19 protein-coding genes are annotated in these 18746 nt (G+C 68.0%); 3 read left to right on the top strand and 16 right to left on the bottom strand.

The features are described from left to right. Nucleotides 1-16 precede the first annotated feature (16 nt). The 11 genes from E4V01_RS05850 to E4V01_RS05800 form a co-directional block, all read right to left on the bottom strand. Nucleotides 17-1588, bottom strand: a complete 1572-nt coding sequence (locus E4V01_RS05850; protein WP_060769632.1) for a SpoVR family protein — start codon at nucleotides 1586-1588, stop codon at nucleotides 17-19. Between the two features lie 47 nt (nucleotides 1589-1635). Continuing rightward, entirely contained in the window at nucleotides 1636-2940 is a 1305-nt protein-coding gene (locus E4V01_RS05845; RefSeq protein ID WP_060769631.1) for a YeaH/YhbH family protein, read from the bottom strand. A gap of 88 nt (nucleotides 2941-3028) precedes the next feature. Continuing rightward, a complete protein-coding gene (locus E4V01_RS05840) occupies nucleotides 3029-4981 on the bottom strand; it encodes a PrkA family serine protein kinase (protein WP_060769630.1) in 1953 nt (650 codons plus the stop codon). A gap of 259 nt (nucleotides 4982-5240) precedes the next feature. Beyond that, nucleotides 5241-5714 (bottom strand): 4-aminobutyrate aminotransferase, encoded by a 474-nt coding sequence (locus tag E4V01_RS05835; protein ID WP_135297698.1) that lies wholly within the window; start codon nucleotides 5712-5714, stop codon nucleotides 5241-5243. 125 nt (nucleotides 5715-5839) lie between these two features. Next, a complete protein-coding gene (locus E4V01_RS05830) occupies nucleotides 5840-6259 on the bottom strand; it encodes a hypothetical protein (protein ID WP_135297697.1) in 420 nt (139 codons plus the stop codon). Nucleotides 6260-6401: 142 nt separating this feature from the next. Continuing rightward, nucleotides 6402-6884 (bottom strand): MerR family transcriptional regulator, encoded by a 483-nt coding sequence (locus tag E4V01_RS05825; protein ID WP_135297696.1) that lies wholly within the window; start codon nucleotides 6882-6884, stop codon nucleotides 6402-6404. A 53-nt stretch (nucleotides 6885-6937) separates the two neighbouring features. Further along, nucleotides 6938-7264: an integration host factor subunit alpha gene (locus E4V01_RS05820; RefSeq protein WP_135297766.1), complete on the bottom strand. Its 327-nt coding sequence runs from the start codon at nucleotides 7262-7264 to the stop codon at nucleotides 6938-6940. A 218-nt stretch (nucleotides 7265-7482) separates the two neighbouring features. Continuing rightward, the gene (locus E4V01_RS05815) at nucleotides 7483-8463 is read right to left on the bottom strand and encodes a beta-ketoacyl-ACP synthase III (RefSeq protein WP_060769626.1); all 981 of its coding nucleotides are present in this window, start codon (nucleotides 8461-8463) and stop codon (nucleotides 7483-7485) included. A 16-nt stretch (nucleotides 8464-8479) separates the two neighbouring features. Beyond that, nucleotides 8480-9538, bottom strand: coding sequence for a phosphate acyltransferase PlsX (plsX, locus tag E4V01_RS05810; RefSeq protein WP_135297695.1), 1059 nt, complete (start codon nucleotides 9536-9538; stop codon nucleotides 8480-8482). 164 nt (nucleotides 9539-9702) lie between these two features. Further along, entirely contained in the window at nucleotides 9703-10221 is a 519-nt protein-coding gene (locus E4V01_RS05805; RefSeq protein WP_135297694.1) for a DUF177 domain-containing protein, read from the bottom strand. Continuing rightward, nucleotides 10218-10784, bottom strand: a complete 567-nt coding sequence (locus E4V01_RS05800) for a ubiquinol-cytochrome C chaperone family protein (protein ID WP_135297693.1) — start codon at nucleotides 10782-10784, stop codon at nucleotides 10218-10220. Before E4V01_RS05800 ends, E4V01_RS05805 begins: the two co-directional genes overlap by 4 nt. Nucleotides 10785-10941: 157 nt before the next feature. On the opposite strand from E4V01_RS05800, the gene E4V01_RS05795 reads away from it, so the two are divergent. Next, nucleotides 10942-11439 (top strand): outer membrane protein assembly factor BamE, encoded by a 498-nt coding sequence (locus tag E4V01_RS05795; RefSeq protein ID WP_003597998.1) that lies wholly within the window; start codon nucleotides 10942-10944, stop codon nucleotides 11437-11439. Here E4V01_RS05795 and E4V01_RS05790 read toward each other — a convergent pair. The 4 genes from E4V01_RS05790 to E4V01_RS05775 all read right to left on the bottom strand — a co-directional run bounded on the left by E4V01_RS05790 (nucleotide 11433) and on the right by E4V01_RS05775 (nucleotide 15577). Next, the gene (locus tag E4V01_RS05790) at nucleotides 11433-12104 is read right to left on the bottom strand and encodes an HAD hydrolase-like protein (protein WP_135297765.1); all 672 of its coding nucleotides are present in this window, start codon (nucleotides 12102-12104) and stop codon (nucleotides 11433-11435) included. The two genes, E4V01_RS05795 and E4V01_RS05790, sit on opposite strands and share 7 nt — an antisense overlap. 122 nt (nucleotides 12105-12226) lie before the next feature. Continuing rightward, nucleotides 12227-13315, bottom strand: coding sequence for an alkene reductase (locus tag E4V01_RS05785; protein ID WP_135297692.1), 1089 nt, complete (start codon nucleotides 13313-13315; stop codon nucleotides 12227-12229). A gap of 142 nt (nucleotides 13316-13457) precedes the next feature. After that, on the bottom strand, nucleotides 13458-13994 hold the full coding sequence (locus tag E4V01_RS05780; protein WP_060769620.1) for an N-acetyltransferase: 537 nt from the start codon (nucleotides 13992-13994) through the stop codon (nucleotides 13458-13460). Then, a complete protein-coding gene (locus E4V01_RS05775; RefSeq protein WP_135297691.1) occupies nucleotides 13967-15577 on the bottom strand; it encodes a glucan biosynthesis protein G in 1611 nt (536 codons plus the stop codon). Before E4V01_RS05775 ends, E4V01_RS05780 begins: the two co-directional genes overlap by 28 nt. 683 nt (nucleotides 15578-16260) lie before the next feature. Between E4V01_RS05775 and E4V01_RS05770 the strand changes: the two genes are divergently transcribed. Further along, entirely contained in the window at nucleotides 16261-17427 is a 1167-nt protein-coding gene (locus tag E4V01_RS05770; RefSeq protein WP_060769618.1) for a type III PLP-dependent enzyme, read from the top strand. A gap of 191 nt (nucleotides 17428-17618) precedes the next feature. Next, nucleotides 17619-18176: a GNAT family N-acetyltransferase gene (locus E4V01_RS05765; RefSeq protein WP_135297690.1), complete on the top strand. Its 558-nt coding sequence runs from the start codon at nucleotides 17619-17621 to the stop codon at nucleotides 18174-18176. 159 nt (nucleotides 18177-18335) lie between these two features. On the opposite strand, the gene E4V01_RS05760 is transcribed toward E4V01_RS05765, so the two are convergent. After that, nucleotides 18336-18524: a hypothetical protein gene (locus tag E4V01_RS05760; RefSeq protein ID WP_060769616.1), complete on the bottom strand. Its 189-nt coding sequence runs from the start codon at nucleotides 18522-18524 to the stop codon at nucleotides 18336-18338. Nucleotides 18525-18746: the final 222 nt, after the last annotated feature.

The following is an 18746-nucleotide window of genomic DNA, read 5'->3' as shown; positions in this document are numbered from 1 at the left end:
GCCAGCGCCCAAAAAATCAGAAGAAGATCGGCCGCGCGCTCGCTGAGTGCTCGACCAGCACCGCGCCGGTGGCCGGATCGACCTCCTTGAGCACCGCGTCGTAGCCCCAGAGGTCGGCGAGGTGCTGGAGCACGCGGCGGGCATCCTCCCGCTGCAGGGTGATGCGGTTGAGCGCCTTGTGGTGGAGGATCAGCCGGCGGTCGCCTTCGAGATCCACGTCCACCACCTCGATGTCGGGGTCGAGCCACGCCACGTCGTATTGGCGGGCGAAGGAGCGCCGCATCTTGCGGTAGCCGCGCTCGTCATGGATCGCTGCGACGCGCATCTCCGGCTCGTCGGGATCGTCCACGACGTGGAACAGCCGCATGTCGCGCATGAGTTTGGGGCTCAGGAACTGCGCGATAAAGCTCTCGTCGCGATAATTCTCCCAGCAATCGCGCAGCACGCCCATGGCGTCGCCGGTCCCGGCGATGTCGGGGAACCAGTCCCGGTCCTCGTCCGTCGGCTGCTCCACGATGCGGGCGATGTCCTGCATCATGGCAAAGCCCAACGCGTAGGGGTTGTGGCCGCCGAAGGAGCGGTCGTCGAAATTCGGCTGGCGGATGACGTTGGTGTGCGAGGTCAGGAACTCGAGATAGGCCGCCTCGCTGAGCTGCCCCTTCTGCGAGAGGGAATTCATGATCCGGTAGTGGCAGTAGGTGGCGCAGCCCTCGTTCATCACCTTGGTCTGGCGCTGCGGGTAGAAGTACTGCGCCACGAGCCGGACAATCCGAAGAATCTCGCGCTGCCAGGGTCGCAGGCGCGGGGCCACCTTCTCCAAGAAGTAGAGGATGTTCTCCTGGGGCAGCTCCAAGAGCGCCCTGCGCCGCTCCAGGGCCGGGTCGCCCTTGGCCGCGCCGGCCTTGGCCGGCAGCGTGCGCCAGAGGTCGTTGTAGATCTGCTCGCCGTGCTCCTCGCGCTCGCGCTCGCGCCGCTGCTCGCTCGCCAGATCGGGTCGCTTCTTGCGGGGATAGCGGTGGACGCCCTGGCTCATCAGGGCGTGGGCGGCGTCGAGCACGTGCTCGACCGCCTGATGCCCGTAGCGCTCCTCGCAGCGGGCGATGTAGCTCTTGGCGAAGTCGAGATAGTCGAGGATGCCCTCGGCATCGGTCCACTGCCGGAACAGATAGTTGTTCTTGAAGAAGTGGTTATGGCCGAAGGCGGCGTGGGCGATCACCAGCGTCTGCATCGTCGCCGTGTTCTCCTCCATGACGTAGGAGATGCACGGATCGGAGTTGATGACGATCTCGTAGGCGAGCCCCATCAGGCCGCGGCGGTAGCTCGCCTCCTGCTGAGCGAAGTGTTTGCCGAAGGACCAGTGCTTGTAGAACAGCGGCATGCCGATCGAGGCATAGGCGTCGAGCATCTGCTCGGCGGTGATGATCTCGATCTGGTTCGGGTACCACGACAGGCCGAGTTCGGGCCCGGCCACCGCCTCGCAGGCATCGTGGATGCGCCGGATCGTCTCGAAGTCCCAGTCATTGCCGGAAAACAACAGCTCGCCCGGTTTGGGTGCTGTCGACTTCGTGCGGCTCAGGCTCGCGACCATGTCGGCCCTTCTCTTCGACGCTGTCTCGCCTCCCCTCGCGGGGAAGCCTATCGCTCCGCCTCCGCCCGCGCATCCTTGCGGCCGAACAGCTCGCGGAACACGGGGTAGATGTCGCGGCGGTGGTTCACCTTGCGCATGGCGAGCGGCTCGCCGGCCTTGGCCAAGGCCTCGTAGGTCCGCCACAGGGTCGTGCGGTGCTCGACGAAGCCGGCGCGTGGGCCGTTCTCGTCGCCGACTTCGAGATAGGCGAAGTGCTGGCAGGCCGGCAGGATGTGCGCGCGCAGCAATTCGGTCGAGGTCGGCCCGTCGGAGGAGACGTTGTCGCCGTCCGAGGCTTGGGCGGCGTAGATGTTCCAGTCGTCCGGCGAGTAGCGCTCGGTGACGATGCGCTTCATCTCGACCAGCGCCGAGGAGACCAGCGTGCCGCCGGTCTCGCGGGAACCGAAGAAGGTCTCCTCGTCCACCTCGGCCGCCTTGTCGGTATGGCGGATGAAGACGATCTCGACGTGCTTGTAGCGGCGCGTCAGGAAGATGTGCAGCAGGATGTAGAAGCGCTTGGCCAGATCCTTCATGTGCTCGGTCATCGAGCCCGAGACGTCCATCAGGCAGAACATCACGGCCTGGGCGATCGGCTTCGGATAGGGCTCGAACCGGCGGAAGCGCAGGTCGATCGGATCGACATAGGGGATGCGCTTGGAGCGCTCGCGCAGTTCGAGCAGCTTGAGCTTCAGGTCGGGCAGGCGCGGATCCCTGGCGATCTCAGCCGCGGCGATCTCGGCCTCCAGGGCCGCCACCTCCTCCAGCTTCGGCCGCTTGAGGGCGATGCGCCGGGACATGGAATTGCGCAGCGTGCGCGACAGGGCGAGGTTGGCCGGCGAACCCGAGACGGTATAGCCGGCCCGCCGCAGGCCTTCCGTCTCGACCACCGCCAGACGCCGCTTGGCGAGATCGGGCAGTTCGAGGTCTTCGAGGAAGAGGTCGAGGAACTCTTCGCGCGTCAGGACGAAGTGAAAGGCGTCCTCGCCGTTCTCGCCACCATCCCCGCCCTCGCCGGAGCCGCCGCCTCCCCCGCCGCCCGGCGGGCGCTCGATGCGGTCGCCCTCCACATAGGTCTTGTTGCCGGGCAGGATGTAGTCCTGATGGCCCGTGCCCGGCTGGCGCGAGAAGCGCGGTTCGCGCACCCCGTCGCCGGGCACGGTGATGCGCCCGTCCTTGCCGAGGTTCTTGATATCCTTCTCGCGGGCGGATTCCCGAACCGCGCGCTGTGCGACGTCCTTGACCCGGCGCAGGAAGCGTTGGCGGTTCGGGAGGCTCTTACCACCTGGATTGAGCCGACGGTCGACGATGTGCATCCGGGGTCGCTCAGCGCCTTCAAGTCTCACGTCCCCGCTCGGGGACAAAGGTGCGGAAGTGCGGCGGCGGATGCCGGAGGACTTGGCCTCAGCCCGCCTGCTTCACCCGCATGTACCATTCCACGAGTCGCCGGACCTGCCGTTCGGTGTAGCCCCGGTCGGTCATGCGATCGACGAACTCGCCGTGCTTCTTCTCCGTGTCGCTGTCCTTCTTTGATCCAAAGGAGATCACGGGCAGCAGTTCCTCGACCTGAGAGAACATCCGCCGTTCGATCACTTCGCGCAACTTCTCGTAGGATGTCCAGGACGGGTTGCGCCCGCCGTGCTGCGCCCGGGAGCGCAGCGCGAACTTCACGACCTCGTTGCGGAAATCCTTCGGGTTGGCGATGCCGGCGGGCTTCTCGATCTTGGTCAGCTCCTGGTTGAGGAGCTCACGGTTGAGGAGCTGGCCGGTTTCGGCGTCCTTGAAGTCCTGATCTTCGATCCAGGCGTCGGCGTAGTCGATGTAGCGGTCGAACAGGTTCTGACCGTAATCGTGGTAGGATTCGAGATAGGCCTTCTGGATCTCGTGGCCGATGAACTCGGCGTAGCGCGGCGCCAGCTCGGTCTTGATGAACTCCATATAGCGCTTCTCGGTCTCCGGCGGCAGTTGCTCGCGCCGGATCGCCTGCTCCAGCACGTACATCAGGTGGACCGGATCGGCCGAGATTTCGGTCGTATCGTGGTTGAAGGTCGCGGCCAGCACCTTGAAGGCGAAGCGGGTCGAGATCCCGTCCATGCCCTCGTCGACGCCGCCGGTATCCTTGTATTCCTGCATCGAGCGGGCGCGGGGATCGACCTCGCGTAAGGACTCGCCGTCGTAGACCCGCATCTTCGAGAACAGGTTCGAGTTGGCGTGCTCGCGAAGCCGCGAGAGCACCGAGACGCGGGCCAGCATCTCCAGCGTGCCCGGCGCGCAGGCGGCGGTGGAGAGTTCCGAGCCGGAAATCAGCTTCTCGTAGATGCGCTGCTCCTCCGTCACGCGGAGGCAGTAGGGCACCTTGATGACGTAGATGCGGTCGATGAAGGCTTCGTTGTTCTTGTTGGTCTTGAACGACTGCCACTCGGCCTCGTTCGAGTGGGCGAGGATCACGCCCGTGAAGGGGATCGCGCCGATATTCTCGGTGCCGACATAGTTGCCCTCCTGCGTCGCCGTGAGCAGGGGGTGGAGCATCTTGATCGGCGCCTTGAACATCTCGACGAATTCGAGAACGCCCTGGTTCGCCCGGTTGAGGCCGCCCGAGTAGGAATAGGCGTCCGGGTCGGCCTGGGACAGCGTCTCGAGCCGGCGGATGTCGACCTTGCCGACGAGAGACGAGATGTCCTGGTTGTTCTCGTCGCCCGGCTCGGTCTTGGCGATGGCGATCTGGCGCAGGCGCGAGGGCCGCACCTTGATCACCTTGAAGCGGGAGATGTCGCCGTCGAACTCGTCGAGGCGCTTCAGGGCCCAGGGGCTCATCAGGCCGGTGAGGCGGCGGCGCGGGATGCCGAAGCGCTCCTCGATCTCCCGGCCCATGACCTCCGGATCGAACAGGCCGAGCGGGCTCTCGAAGACGGGCGAGACCTCGTCGCCGGCCTTCAATACGTAGACCGGATGGATCTCCATCAGCGCCTTGAGGCGCTCGGCGAGCGACGACTTGCCGCCGCCGACGGGGCCGAGCAGGTAGAGGATCTGCTTGCGCTCCTCCAACCCCTGCGCGGCGTGGCGGAAGAACGAGACGATCCGCTCGATCGTCTCCTCCATCCCGTAGAACTCGGAGAAGGCCGGGTAGGTCCGAATCGTGCGGTTCATGAACACGCGGCCGAGGCGGGCATCCTTGGCGGTGTCCACCATCTCCGGCTTGCCGATCGCATCGAGGATGCGCTCGGCCGCGGAGGCGTACATCAGAGGATTGTCGCGGCAGGCTTCCAGGTACTCGGAGAGCGTCATCTCCGTGTCGCGGCGCGCTTCGTAACCGCGAGCGAAGCTCTGGAACAGGTCGTTCGTCGAGTGCAGCGGCATTCGAACACCCCCTTCAGGCTGATGACAGCTTCATCCTGTCTCGGGTCGAACGCAACTGACATTGCGGGTTTTGTCGCACCGCCCACAGGAGGTCTGTCTTGCGTGTGAAACGGGACACACTCAAAGCTGGTCGGGATTTAGCCCGAGCTTGACCGGCCTCGAACCGGAGGCAGAAACCTCCGGCCGAAGACCGGAAGCTCCTGAAATCCGTCGGAATTGCTGCATCGCGGCATTGCCATGCACGAAATGGTCCATCCGATCAGAGATCGGTGCCGCTTTTCTTCTCGTCCTTGGACTTGTCGTCCTTGCCAACGGTGATGCGGATGTCACGCTTCTCGATCTCGCCGTCGGAATTCTTGATCTCGACGACGACCCCGTCGGAGCCGGTATAGCCGCTGTTGGGCTGGTAGAAGATCGCCTGAACCTCGGCGTCCTTGTTGGGGCAGCGGTACTTGGACGGCGTCTTCAGCTTGCCGGCCTTCGTGATGAGCGAGCCGGATTTCGGCGGCGTCACCACCTTGATCTCCGGCATCGGGCCGGCCGAGCAATCCTTCTTCAGGTTCGGCACGATCACGAGGCGCGCCTGCTTGCCGGCGGGCACGGTCTCACTCTTGGTGACGGTGGTCTGGGCCAGGGCGGGCCCGGCGAGACAGAGCCAAGCCGCGGCGAAGGCAGTGGGCAGCGCCGCAATCGGTCGAGTGGCCGGTCTTTTGGCAGTGGTCGGCAGATCCATCGGCGTTTCCTTGAGCGTCGTCGGGCGACCCGCCGAAGAGCGGCCGGCCGCCGACGAGGATGTGGGGAGGGCGCCGGCCCGCGTCGAGGCTTGCCTCTTCGAATCTTGCCGATCGCGGCGCCTGCTCAGTGCTGCAGCGCAGCGGCGACCGTGCCGGTGACCCGCGCGATCTGCGCATCATCGAGATGACCGGCGAGCGCCTGCGTCAGCGCCTTCTCGACGCGCTCGCGTTCGCCGAGGTCGGCGAAGGGTGCAGCCGGAATGTCCCCATCGCCCAAATCGCAGGCGCGGCGGATGGTATCGGCGGCCCTGAGCAGCGTCTCCCGATCGGCCGGCCCCATATCCCAGAGCGGTGCACGCAGCCGGCTGATGACCCGCCGCGCGTCCCGGTATTCCCGATCGACCGTGGTCGAAGCCTCGATCTGGCTGACGAGGAACATCAATTCCAGAACCTCGTTGGCGGCTTCCGGGCAAGCGCGCACGATCCGCATCACGCGGGCGATGAGTTCCTGGGTCGGAGACATCCGGGAGCGAGGGGGGGCCATGGCGCCTCAACGCCGTTCCACCGGTAAAGTTCAGCCTCCATCTGCCGGCCGAAGCGCCAGGGTGGGCCGAAATCCGCAAGGCCGGCCAATACCTTGCGCGCAAGCGAGTTTTCGGGATTCGATGGCGGCCGCCGACCCCGCCTCAGGCAGCCTCGTGATCCGCCTCGTCGAGGCCGGCGAGCAGGGCCCGGCAGGCACGCAGCTCGGCGAGCGCCCCCTCGAGCGCCCGGCGATCCGAGGCGGCCGCCTCGACGCTTTCCTCGTCCCGGTCGATGCCGGTCGGCGCGCCGACCTCGGCCTCGCCCCGGCCGAGCGCCTGGACGAAGCGCACGCCGTTCTCCTTGAGGACGCGCTGCGCCCCGCGGATCGCGTAGCCTTTTCCGCGCAGCAGGCAGCTCACGCCCCTGATGAGATCGACATCCTCCGGCCGATAGTAGCGCCGGCCGCCGGCCCGCTTCGTCGGCTTGATCTGGCTGAACCGGCTCTCCCAGAAGCGCAGGACGTGCTGCGGCACGCCGAGTTCCTCGGACACCTCGGTGATGGTGCGGAAGGCGCCGGGGCTCTTCTCGCTCCGCTCGTCACCGGTGGGAGAATCGAGGGCGGGCGATTCCAGCGGCAGTCCCATGGCAGCGCCTCAAACCAGATCGTGCGGGGGAGGACCGGGGCGGCGTGGCCGGGTCACTCGTCCTCATCCATGTCGAGCCCGTTGACGTGGCCGCCATTGATGCGGGCCTTGAGCACGTTCGAGGGCTTGAACACCATCACCTGCCGCGGCTCGATCTCGACCTCGACACCGGTCTTCGGATTGCGGCCGATGCGCTTGCCCTTGGAGCGCACGACGAAGGAGCCGAACGAGGACAGTTTCACCGTCTCGCCCGAGGATAGGCACGTGCAGATCTCGGCGAGCACCGTCTCGACCAGTGCAGCCGATTCGGCCCGTGACAGACCGACCTGCTGGTAGACGGCCTCGCTCAAATCTGCGCGTGTGACCGTCTTGCTTGCCATCCGCTCCCCCTTCCGGCCGAGTTGCTCGACATCCATGCCATCCTTCTCAGGATGTACGGATGCAGCCTCCGCTCAAATGCCGTACGGGTTCCCCGACAAAGGATCCCGCCGTGTATCTCTATGATCGAACACGCTAATCGGCTGAAGGGCGACGGTCAACAGAACCTTGCGGTTGACAGCGGTTGACAGGAGGCCAAGCCCGTTCCGGCGCCCGTCACCTACCAGCGGATGAGCGCGGCGCCCCAGGTGAACCCGCCGCCGATCGCCTCGATCATCACGAGGTCGCCCTCGCGGATGCGCCCGTCGCGGCGGGCAGCGTCCAGCGCCAGGGGGATCGAGGCGGCCGAAGTGTTGCCGTGCCGATCGACGGTGAGCACCACCTTTTCGCGGGCGATGCCGAGCTTGTCGGCCGAGGCCTCGATGATCCGGCGGTTGGCTTGGTGCGGCACGAACCACGCGAGGTCGTCTGCGGTGGTGCCGGAGGCGCGGAAGGCGTCCTCGATCACGTCGGTCACCGAGCCGACCGCGAAGCGGAACACCTCGCGGCCCTCCATGCGCAGCTTGCCCGTGGTGCCGGTCGAGCCGGGCCCGCCATCGACGTAGAGCTTGGCGCGGTGGCGCCCATCCGAGCGCAGGCAGCTCGAGAGCACGCCGCGGTCGGCACTCGTGCCCTCGCCCTCTCGGGCCTCCAGCACGATGGCGCCCGCGCCGTCGCCGAACAGCACGCAAGTGGTACGGTCCTCCCAGTCGAGCAGCCGCGAGAAGGTCTCGGCGCCGATGACCAGGGCACGCTTGGCCCCACCCGTCGTCAGGAAGCGGTCGGCGGTGGCCACCGCGTAGACGAAGCCGGCGCAGACCGCCTGGAGGTCGAAGGCGAAGCCGCCCTCGATCCCGAGCGCCGCCTGGATCTGGGTGGCGGTGGAGGGGAAGGTGTGATCGGGTGTCGAGGTCGCGCAGATCACGAAATCGATATCGGCAGGCGAGAGCCCGGCATCGTCGAGGGCCGCCATCGCCGCGCGGGTGCCGAGCACCGAGGTCGTCTCGTCGGGCCGCGCGATGTGGCGCTGGCGGATGCCGGTGCGCTGGACGATCCACTCGTCGGAGGTCTCGATCCCGCGTTCGGCGAGGTCTGTGTTCGTGACGACGGTCTCGGGCAGATACGCCCCGCAGCCGACCACGACGGAGCGCGAATGCGCCATCAGATCCGTCCTTCTCTCACTTCTCGACCAAGCCGGCTTCGAGCCCGGCGGCGACCGCCGGCGTCTGCTCCAGCATATCCCGGATCGTCCGCATCAGGTCATAGCGCGCCATGTCGTGAGCAAGATCGACGGCTGCTGCGAAGCCGCGGGTGTCCTCTCCGCCGTGGCTCTTCACGACGATTCCTTCAAGACCGAGGAACACGCCGCCATTGGCGCGGCTCGGGTCCATTTTGTCTTTGAGTTCACGGAACGCGTGGCGTGCGAAGAAGGCACCAATCTTGGCCGACAGCGTCCGCGTCATCGCCGCCTTCATGTAGGTTTTGACCTGCCGGGCGGTGCCCTCCGCCGTCTTGAGGGCGATGTTTCCGGTGAAACCCTCGGTGACGACCACATCGACAGTTCCGCGTCCGAGATCGTTACCCTCGACGAAGCCGTGATACGAAAAGTTGGCGAGTTCCGACTCGCGCAGGAGGCGGGCGGCCTCCTTCACGGCTTCGTTGCCCTTCATCTCCTCGGTGCCGACATTGAGCAGCCCGACCGTCGGGCGCTCGACGTCGAGGACGATCCGGGCCATGGCCGAGCCCATCACCGCCATCTCGACCAGATGCTCGGCATCGGTGCCGATGGTGGCGCCGACATCGAGCACCACGCTCTCGCCGCGCACCGTCGGCCACAGGCAGGCGATGGCCGGGCGCTCGATGCCGGCCATGGTCTTGAGGCAGATCTTCGACATCGCCATCAAGGCGCCGGTGTTACCGGCCGAGACCGCGGCCTGGGCCTCGCCGTCGCGCACCGCCTGGATCGCCCGCCACATCGAGGACTTGCCCCGGCCCTGGCGCACCGCCTGGCTCGGCTTGTCGTCCATGGCGATCGAGACGGTGGTGTGGCGGATCTCGACGGCGCCCTTCAGGCGCGGCTCGGCCTCGACGAGGGGGCGCACCACCGCCTCGTCACCGAACAGGATGAAGTGGAGTTCAGGGTGCCGCTCACGGGCGATGGCCGCACCGGGCACGACGGTCGTGGGGCCGTGATCGCCGCCCATGGCGTCGAGCGAGATGCAAACGCGGTTCGACATGGTTCCTTCGGGGCGCCGCGGGACAAGCCGGCGGGCAGCGAGCGTGAAGGGGCATCACAGGCCCCGGAATCGGCGGCGCAAAATAGCGGCAGCGCCCCGCCGGGCAAACAAAAACTGACCCGTCGTCGCGATGAGGCCCGCCGGAGGGCTGGCGGACCCGTCCATCACCCCTCGTCCCCACCGAGCTTGGCGCGCAGTGCCGCGAGATCGGAGAACGGCAGCGGATCCTCGCCGACCGTGACCGCATCGAAGGCGACGCCGGGCTTGCGCGGGTAGGGATCGAGGCCGAGCGCCAGGAATTCCGCGGTCAGCACGCCGAAATCGACGCGCCCGTTCACGATCGGATCGGGGAGATCGACATCCTCGGCGTCGGTGCCCTCCAGGATGTCGGCATTGGTGAAGTCGACCTCGACGGGTTCGGAGACCTTCGCCTCGAAGGGTTCGAGCGTCACGGTGCAGATCTGGGTCACCGCGGCCTCGACCCGGCCCTCGGCGCGCAGCCGGGTCAGCGAACCGCTCAAGGTGAAGCGGCCGACGAGGTCGCGGATGGCGGGGACCTTGAAGTCCCGGGCCAGCGCCTCGCACTCGGCCGGATTCGCCTCGACGACGATCTCGGCGCGGTCCTTGGGCAGGCGCTCGACGTTGACGGAGCGGGAGAGCGGCCCTGCGGGCTTCGGCGTCATCGATGGTCTCCTGAATCGTCTATCGCGGCCGCGCCGACGGGCTCGGGGAAGCGCGGCCCCTCGCCGAGCAGGCCGTCGAGATCTTGGGCCCCCAGCGCGGCGGCGGCGGCCTCGACATAGGATGCCAGCGGTCCGGCGGCCTCGGATGCGACGCCGTCGAGGACGTTGCGGGCGAGTGTTTCGGCCAGCCCGGCCCGGTCGCCCGCATCGAGCGCGGCGCCGTAGGCTCCGGCCCGGGCGTAGAACGAAGCCCCGAGCTTCTTGATGCGCTTGGGCACGCCCATGTCGCCGATGCCGAGTTCGCGCAGCTCGGAGTCGAGCTGCATGAAGACGGAATCGACCAGATCCTGCGCCACGTCCGCCGCCGGCGGCGGCAACTGGCCGAGGCGGCGCAGCACGAGGATCACGTGCAGGCTCAACGCCTCGAACCGGCCCTCCACGGTGTCGGGCACGCCGAGCCCCGTATAAAGGCCGGGCCGGCGCGCGGCCTCGCCGATTGTCCGATGCAGCGACTGAATCGTCCGCCGCCGCCGGTCGGCGCGGCGGAATAAGCCCGCGATCATACGTTCCACCGGATGTGCCGACGCTGTGGCCAAGCTTGCCTTGTCAAAGCCATAACCCCGCGGTACGGCAACCGCGGACCAGGGTGCAAGTCCGAAGACGCGCGAGTTGAAACGCGCCGCGGATGAAGACCCTTTTGGCATGAAATCAGGGGGGCCGATGTCGCGCCGTCTCGTCTCGTCGCTTGCCCGCGCGGCCGTTCTCGGCTCCGTCGCGATCGGCGTATCAGGCTGCATCGGCGAGGATATCCGCCACGGCTATCAGATCGATCAGGCGGCTCTGGCCACGGTGAAGCCGGGCATGGGTGCCGAACAGGTGCTGCAGATCCTCGGCACCCCGTCCACCGTCTCCACGGTCGGCAACAAGTCCTGGTACTATATCAGCCAGAACACCCGCCGCACGGTGATGTTCCTCGGTGAGCAGATCGAGGACCAGAAGGTCACGGCAGTCTACTTCAACCAGGGCATGAAGGTGGAGCGCGTCGCACTCTACGGCCTGCAGGACGGGCGCGTGTTCGACTTCATCGAGCGCACGACGCCGGCCAGCGGCTCCGACCGCGCCTTCATCAGCCAGCTCTTCCGCGGCCTGACCCGCTACGAGCCGTTCGGCAGCGGTGCCGGCGCCTCGGTCGTCCCCGGCGCCCGCGCCGGTCAGTAAGGGCGTCCGGGCGGGCCCACCAGGGCCCGCGCCACGGCGCCCGGCCCGGCGAACAGAAAGGCCGGTCTCGTACCGGCCAGGGCCTCGGGGCTGTTGTAGCCCCAGGCCACCGCGGCAAAGCCGCATCGGGCCTGTGCCGCCGCCTCCGCGTCGCGGATCTCGTCTCCCACCGCCAGCATGGCAGCCGGTTCGACGCCCGCTGCCCGCGCGACCGCGCGCAGGTGGCGCGCCTTGCCGAACAGCGAGGCACCGCAGGCATAGTGCCGGATGGATCCGGCCGACGCGCCGAGGGCACAGCGCACATTCGCCTCGCTGTTGGAACTCACGACGGCCAGGGCGAACCCCGCCGCATCGAGCCCCGCGAGCATCTCCGGAATGCCGGAAAACAGCCGCACCCGAGGAGCGTCGCGGGTCGCGAGGGCACGCATGTGACGGGCGATCAGCGGGACCTTCCAGGCGGGAATGCCGAGATCCGTCAGGATCGCCCGGGCGCTCAAGCCCCGTAGCCGTTCGGTCTCGTCCGCCCCGACCCGGCGGAAGCGGAAGCGCGCGGCCACGTCGTTGAGGTTGGCGCAGAACCAGGGAAAGGTGTCGGCGAGCGTGCCGTCGAAGTCGAAGGCGACGAGGCGGTAGGCAGCGGCCGCCGCAGCGTCCTCCGGGATCATGGCACTCACGGGATCGGGCACCTCAAGGAAGCGGGCCTGCCAGACGGCGGAAGGCGGCCCCGCTTGCGCAAGGCCGCCTCCTGCATTCGATCGCTCGGTGCGGCCGGAGGCCGAGGCCCGCCTTACGCCGCCTTCTGCGACAGCGAGGGATAATCGACGTAGCCTTCCGGCCCCTGGCTGTACCAGGTCTTCATGTCGTCCTTGGCGAAGGGCAGGCCCTTGGCGATGCGCTCGACCAGATCGGGGTTCGCGATGTAGGGCCGGCCGAAGGCGATGGCATCCGCCTCGCCCGAGGCGACCGCTCGTTTGGCGCGCTCGCCGTCATAGTCGCAGTTCAGGATGACCGGACCGCCGAAGCGCTCCTTGATGACGGGCGCCACCGGCGGCACCGTCGCCTTGCCGAAGGTGCCGTCCGGGCCCGGCTCGCGCATCTCGATGAAGGCGAGGCCGACGCGCTCCATCATCTCGGCGGCAAGCCCGAAGACCTCGTGCGGGTTGGAATCGTCCACGCCCTGGATCGGGCCGTTGGGCGAGAAGCGGATGCCGGTGCGATCCGCGCCGACGACGCCGGCCACCGCCTGCGCGACCTTGGTCACCAGCCGAACCCGGTTCTCGACCGAGCCGCCGTAGCGATCGCTGCGCTTGTTGCTGCCGTCGCGGATGAACTCGTCGAGCAGGTAGCCGTTCGCCGCGTGGATCTGCACGCCGTCGAAGCCCGCCGCGACGGCGTTGCGTGCCGCCCGCTCGTAATCGGCGATGAGCCGCGGGATCTCGTCCTCGCGCAGAGCCCGTGCCTGGCTGTAGGGCTTCTTGCCCGTGTAGGTGTGCGCCTCGTCCGGCGCCGTGGCGACCGAGGGGGCGACCGGCGGCTCGCCGCCGAGGAAGTCGGAATGGACGAGGTAGCCCATGTGCCAAAGCTGGCAAACGATGCGCCCGCCCGCCTCGTGCACGGCCTTCACCACCGGCTTCCACGCCTCGGTCTGCTCATCGGACCAGATGCCCGGCGCGTAGGGCCAGCCGAGCCCTTCCTGGCTGATGCCGGTCGCCTCGGAGATGATGAGGCCGGACGTCGCGCGCTGCGCATAATACTCGCCCATCAGCGGCGTCGGAACGTGGGTCCGGGTCGCGCGGGCCCGGGTCAGCGGAGCCATGAGAATTCGGTTCGGCAGCTTCAACGCGCCGAGCGTGATCGGGTCAAAGATTGAGGGCATTCGATACTCTATCGGGAGGGAGCGGCTCTCGAAAACGCTGCGGTGCAGGCGCAGGAGCCGCCTTCGGTGGGCTGAACCTTGTATCTGGCCGACCGGTTCGCCAGTGCGCTGGCGCACCTGCGCTGCGGCGTACAAGCCAACGTTACCCCTCCGTCAGCGCCTTCTCGTAGCACCACGCCTCCATGCCGTCCTCGTAGTAGTCCGGCTTGGTCTCGGTTCGCGCATAGCCGCCCCGCTCGTAGAGCCGGATGCCGCCGCCGTTGTCGGCCCGCACCTCCAGGCGCAGCCGCCCGCAGCCATGGGCGCGGGCATCGGCCTCCGCCGCCTGCAGAAGCTTGCGCCCGAGCCCGAGGCCAGCGCGGGCGGGCGCGACGGCGAGGGACGAGAGCCGGGCGACGCGGCTGGTGCGCCGCCGCTCCGTCGTGGCGGCACCCACAAGGATCTCGACCTCGCCGCCCTCCGCCCGCTCGCGCGCGACGGCGACGAGAAGGGTCATGCTGACCGAGCGGATCGCGTGGCGGATCGCCCGCCGCTCGGCCCGGTCGGTGCTGAAGGCGGCGTGTTCAAGCGAGACGAGCGCGTCGAGATCAGCGAGCCGGGCCGGCCGGATCTCCACGGGCACGCGGGCGGCGACGCGCTCGCTGCGGGTGCTCACGCGACGCTCCAGGGATAGGACCATGTCTCGGTCAGGGCCTGATCGTCCGTCTTCAGATAGGCCCGCAATTCGGTCGCGCCGGGCCCGTCGAGCTGCACGTCGAGGGCGACGCGAAACCCGCCGACATGCGGGTTCGGCACGATCGAGGTCGCGGTGATCCGTCCGCGGCTGGTGCTGGCGACGACTTCGGGCGGCACGGGATCGCCGAGACGCTTTGCCAGCGCCCCACCGCCGAAATCGATCAGGAAGCGCCGGTTGCGCAGGGCAGCCGCATCCGCGGCCCGGCGCGCGGCGCCGCTCGCGGCGGGCTCGGCGATGAAGGTGTTCACCACCTTGCCGTTCGGGTGGAGATCCTCAGCCGCGAGCGCCCGGATCGTATAGGCGAGCCGCACCGGCCGTCCTGCCGGATAAGGCTGCTCGGGGCGCCAGAACGCGACGACGTTATCGGCGGTCTCGTTGTCGGTCGGCAATTCCATCAGCACGACGCTGCCCTCGCCCCAGGAGCCCTCCGGCTCGACGAAGTAGCCGGGTCGGCGCTCGTAGCCGGCTTCCAGATCCTGGTAGCTGGCAAAGTCGCGGTCGCGCTGCATCAGCCCGAAGCCCTTCGGGTCGCGGTCGAGAAAGGTCGAGATCCGCCGGCTTTGCGGGTTGTCGAGCGGTCGCCACAGCCACTCGCCGGAGCCGGTGGCGAGCTGGAGCCCGTCCGAATCGTGCAGTTCCGGCCGGTAATCGTCGCTGTGGCCGCGATCGGTCTCGCTGATGAAGAACATCGAGGTCAGCGGCGCGATGCCGACGGAGGCCAGGTCCTGCCGCGGATAGAGCGTCGCGCTCACCCGCACCCCGGTGGTGCGGCCCGGCTCGACCGTGAAGCGGTAGGCGCCGGCCACGGACGGGCTGTCGAGCAGGGCGTGGATCGTCAGGGCCTTCGACGCCGCCGACGGCACCTCGATGTAGAACGCGCGGAAGAACGGAAACTCTTCCTTCTCGCCGTCCGAACCGATCGCGAGGGCGCGGGCGGAGAGACCGTAGAGCTGGTCCTGGCCGAGGAAGCGGAAATAGCTGGCGCCGGCGAAGACGATGAGTTCGTCGAGGCGGTCGGGCCGGTTGAGCGGCGCGTGGATGCGGATGCCGGCAAAGTTCAGGTCGCTCGGCAGCGTCCCGTCGATCCGTGTCCGGCCGAAATCGAAGAGCGCCGGATCGTAAGAGATCGGCGTGCTGATCCCGTCGCGCACGAGGCTCACGGAGACCGGGCGCGGATAGAGAAAGCCACGGTGGAACAGCTGAAGCCGGAACGGCCCGCCGGCTTGGCCGAGAAACGCACGGTCCTTTCGGAAGCGGATGTCGCGATAGGCGTCGTAATCGAGGCCCGCGAGCGGCGGCGGCAGCGGTGGGAAGCGGCCGTCGAAGGGCTGCGCCGCGAGCGCCTGCGCCTGGTGCTCGACCATGCCGGGCTCGAAAGGAAGGCTCCTCGCATCCCCCTCGGCGCAAGCCGGCAGGGCCGCGGCAAGGCCGGCGGCGGCGAGCCCCGACATCACGCCCCGGCGCGAGGGCACGCCCATCGGCACGGCCTGGCCGTTGGGGGCGTGATGGCCTTTGGCGTGGATCATGATCCCATCCCGAAATGCCACGGTTCAATGGCCGCTTCGGTCGGGCTTGGAAAGGGGCCGGCCGGGCTCGTGCGATGCGGAGCTGCGTCTTTCGCGCAACAATCAGGCGCCACGCCGAATTCTCGTCCGATCCGGCCGGAAATCGGGGGGTAGCGGGCCCGTTTTCCCTTGTGGTCGAGAGCACCGGGCCGTATATGGCGCCTGCCCAATTTCGCACGTGCCTGTGGCCGCGTGTCGGTTGGTGGGCATCCGGTCAACTGCCGGACAGCCGCCAGGGGTCTTAAAGGATCGATGGTCGTAAAGGGTGGATCCCTACGGCCGGCATCCGGGTGGCGACACCAGACCCTAACAACAACCGGCAGCCGGAGGCGAAACCGGCGAACCCCGCTCTCCACGGGGGACGCAGCTTAAAGCAACGACGAACGGGCTTTTTTGGTCTCGTCTGCCCTCCAAAGGCCGACACCGAAGAGGCTTGTTTATCCTTGCCCGGCGTGCGGTTGGGGTTCCCCCATCCAATCCACGGCAGCTTCCGGGGTGCTTCTCGCGCCCGCTGACCGTTCCGCGTCTCCAAAGCGCGAAGCGGAAGCGACGCATCGCCCCCTGACGCCGACGGTCCTTCCGGGACCGTCATGATTCGATCTCGCGCCCTCGACGGCGCCTCGAACCTGTGGTGGGGACGACCAATGACCGATCGCATCCGCGATTACCTGCGCGCGCGCCGCGACCTCGGCCAGGACGAGGGTCCGGTGATGGTCCTCGACCTTGATGTCGTGCGCGACAACTACACGGCCTTCGCCCGCGCGCTGCCCGACACCCGCGTGTTCTACGCCGTCAAGGCGAACCCCGCCGCGGAAGTGCTGCGCCTGCTTGCCGAGATGGGCTCCTGCTTCGACACGGCTTCCGTGGCCGAGATCGAGATGGCGCTCGCCGCCGGCGCCACCGCGGACCGCATCTCCTTCGGCAACACCATCAAGAAGGAGCGCGACGTCGTCCGCGCGCTCAAGCTCGGCATCCGGCTCTTCGCGGTCGATTGCCAGGCCGAGGTCGAGAAAATCGTTCGCGCGAGCGAGGCGGCCGGCATCGCGGCCGGTGAGGTGCAGGTGTTCTGCCGCATCCTCTGCGACGGCGCGGGCGCCGACTGGCCGCTCTCGCGCAAGTTCGGCTGCGAGCCGGAGATGGCGGTGAACGTGCTGGAGCACGCCCACCGGCACGGCCTGCATGCCTACGGCGTCTCGTTCCATGTCGGTTCGCAGCAGGCCAACACGGAAGCCTGGGACGGGGCGCTCGCCTCCGCCTCCGAAATCTTCCGGGAATGCGCGCTTCGGGGCATCGGCCTGTCGATGGTCAATCTCGGCGGCGGCTTCCCCACCAAGTACCTCAAGCAGGTGCCGGGGGTGGAAACCTACGGCGACGCGATCTTCCGCGCGCTCACCAAGCATTTCGGCAACCGCATCCCGGAAACGATCATCGAGCCGGGCCGCGGCATGGTCGGCAATGCCGGCCTGATCGAGGCCGAGGTCGTGCTCGTCTCCAAGAAGTCGGAGGCCGAGGACGAGGTGCGCTGGGTCTATCTCGACATCGGCAAGTTCGGTGGGCTGGCCGAGACCATGGACGAGTCGATCCGCTACGCGATCCGCACCGACCACGACGAGGACCGCATGGCGCCCTGCGTCGTCGCCGGCCCGACCTGCGATTCGGTCGACGTGCTGTACGAGAAGAACCACTACCCGCTGCCGGTCTCCCTCTCGATCGGCGACAAGGTGTGGATCGAGGGCGCGGGCGCCTACACCACGACCTACGCGGCGGTGGCCTTCAACGGCTTCCCGCCCCTCGAGCAGATCGTGATCTGAACGGCTGATCCCCGTGGTGCGGCCCCGCATCGCGCCGCGGGGCCGCCTCGGTCAGGCTTCGTTCACGCCTTTTCCCTCAGAAGTGCCGCGCGTCTCACGAGACGCGCATGTCGTTGTGTCCCGGACGGCCCGCCTCGGCGGGTGCGAGGGCTGTTTCCCCCCGCTTCTCAGCGACCTGGGAGGGTACGGCCGTGATCCAGATCCGCAATGAAACCACGTCCGATGTCATGGCCCGCGAGCACCTGCTCGACGCCTGCTTCGGCCCGGGCCGCTTCCTGAAGACCTCGCAGCGCCTGCGCGAGGGCCGTCTCCCGGCGCGCGGCCTCGCCCTCTCGGCCGTGCGGGGCGACAAACTCGTCGGCACCGTGCGGCTGTGGGATGTCGAGACCGGCTGCGGCCGCCCGGCCCTGCTGCTCGGCCCGCTCGCGGTCGATCCGGAGGTTCAGGGCACCGGCCTCGGCGGAGCGCTGATGCGGGCCGCGCTCGCCGAAGCGGCGGCGTTCGGCCACGGCGCCGTGCTGCTGGTGGGGGATGCGCCCTACTACGCCCGCTTCGGCTTCGCCCCGGAGAAGGCGGCAGGACTCTACATGCCCGGTCCGTTCGAGCGCGAGCGCTTCCTCGGACTGGAACTGGCGGCCGGCACACTTGCGGGCGCAGAGGGCGTGCTGCGCGCCACCGGCGCGTTCGAGCGGATGACGGAGGTCGCGGCCGAGGCCGCCGCGATCGAGGCACGACGACACGCCGCCTGAGGCGAGGCCGGGCTTCGGCGCCCGCTTTCCGTCACCGGATTGAGTGCGTGATCGCGTGCGAAACAGGGCCCGTCGACGCGCAGGAGCGGCGGCGGACCCTGATCCGGTCTAGGATGGTCGTCGCGGAATGGGCCGGGAGCACCGGCGCGGATCACCGGTTCAGCGGTGATAGGGCCAAGCGGTCGCGGAGAAGGACAGGCGGCTGGCACCATCGTGGAAGGCGCGGGCCTGACCGGCGGCCGTACGTCCGGCGCGGACGAGGGCGGCGAGGAGTGTGATGATGCCCGGATCGCGATCGATCGTCTCGATTTCGGGGTGGATGGACGGTGCGGTGAGGACGGTCAGCATGGTTCGGTTTCCTTGTGCGTGCTGTCGGCCCTTGAGCGTCACTCCCTTGTTGCAGTGCAGCATAGACATACTTTTCAGCGCACGCCTCCGACGTCATCCGGCCTCAGCCCTGCACTCACCTCATAGCTGAACATATGGAATCTTCACGGTTCCGCAACATCCGAACGGATCGACCGGTTGACCGGCAGACGCCGAACCGTCATCCGCTCGTCACTTCCAAGC

This window comes from Methylorubrum sp. Q1 (genome assembly GCF_004683995.1).
GTDB lineage: Bacteria > Pseudomonadota > Alphaproteobacteria > Rhizobiales > Beijerinckiaceae > Methylobacterium.
Note: the sequence above shows the minus strand (reverse complement) of the source record. Positions and strands in the feature narration are given on the sequence as shown.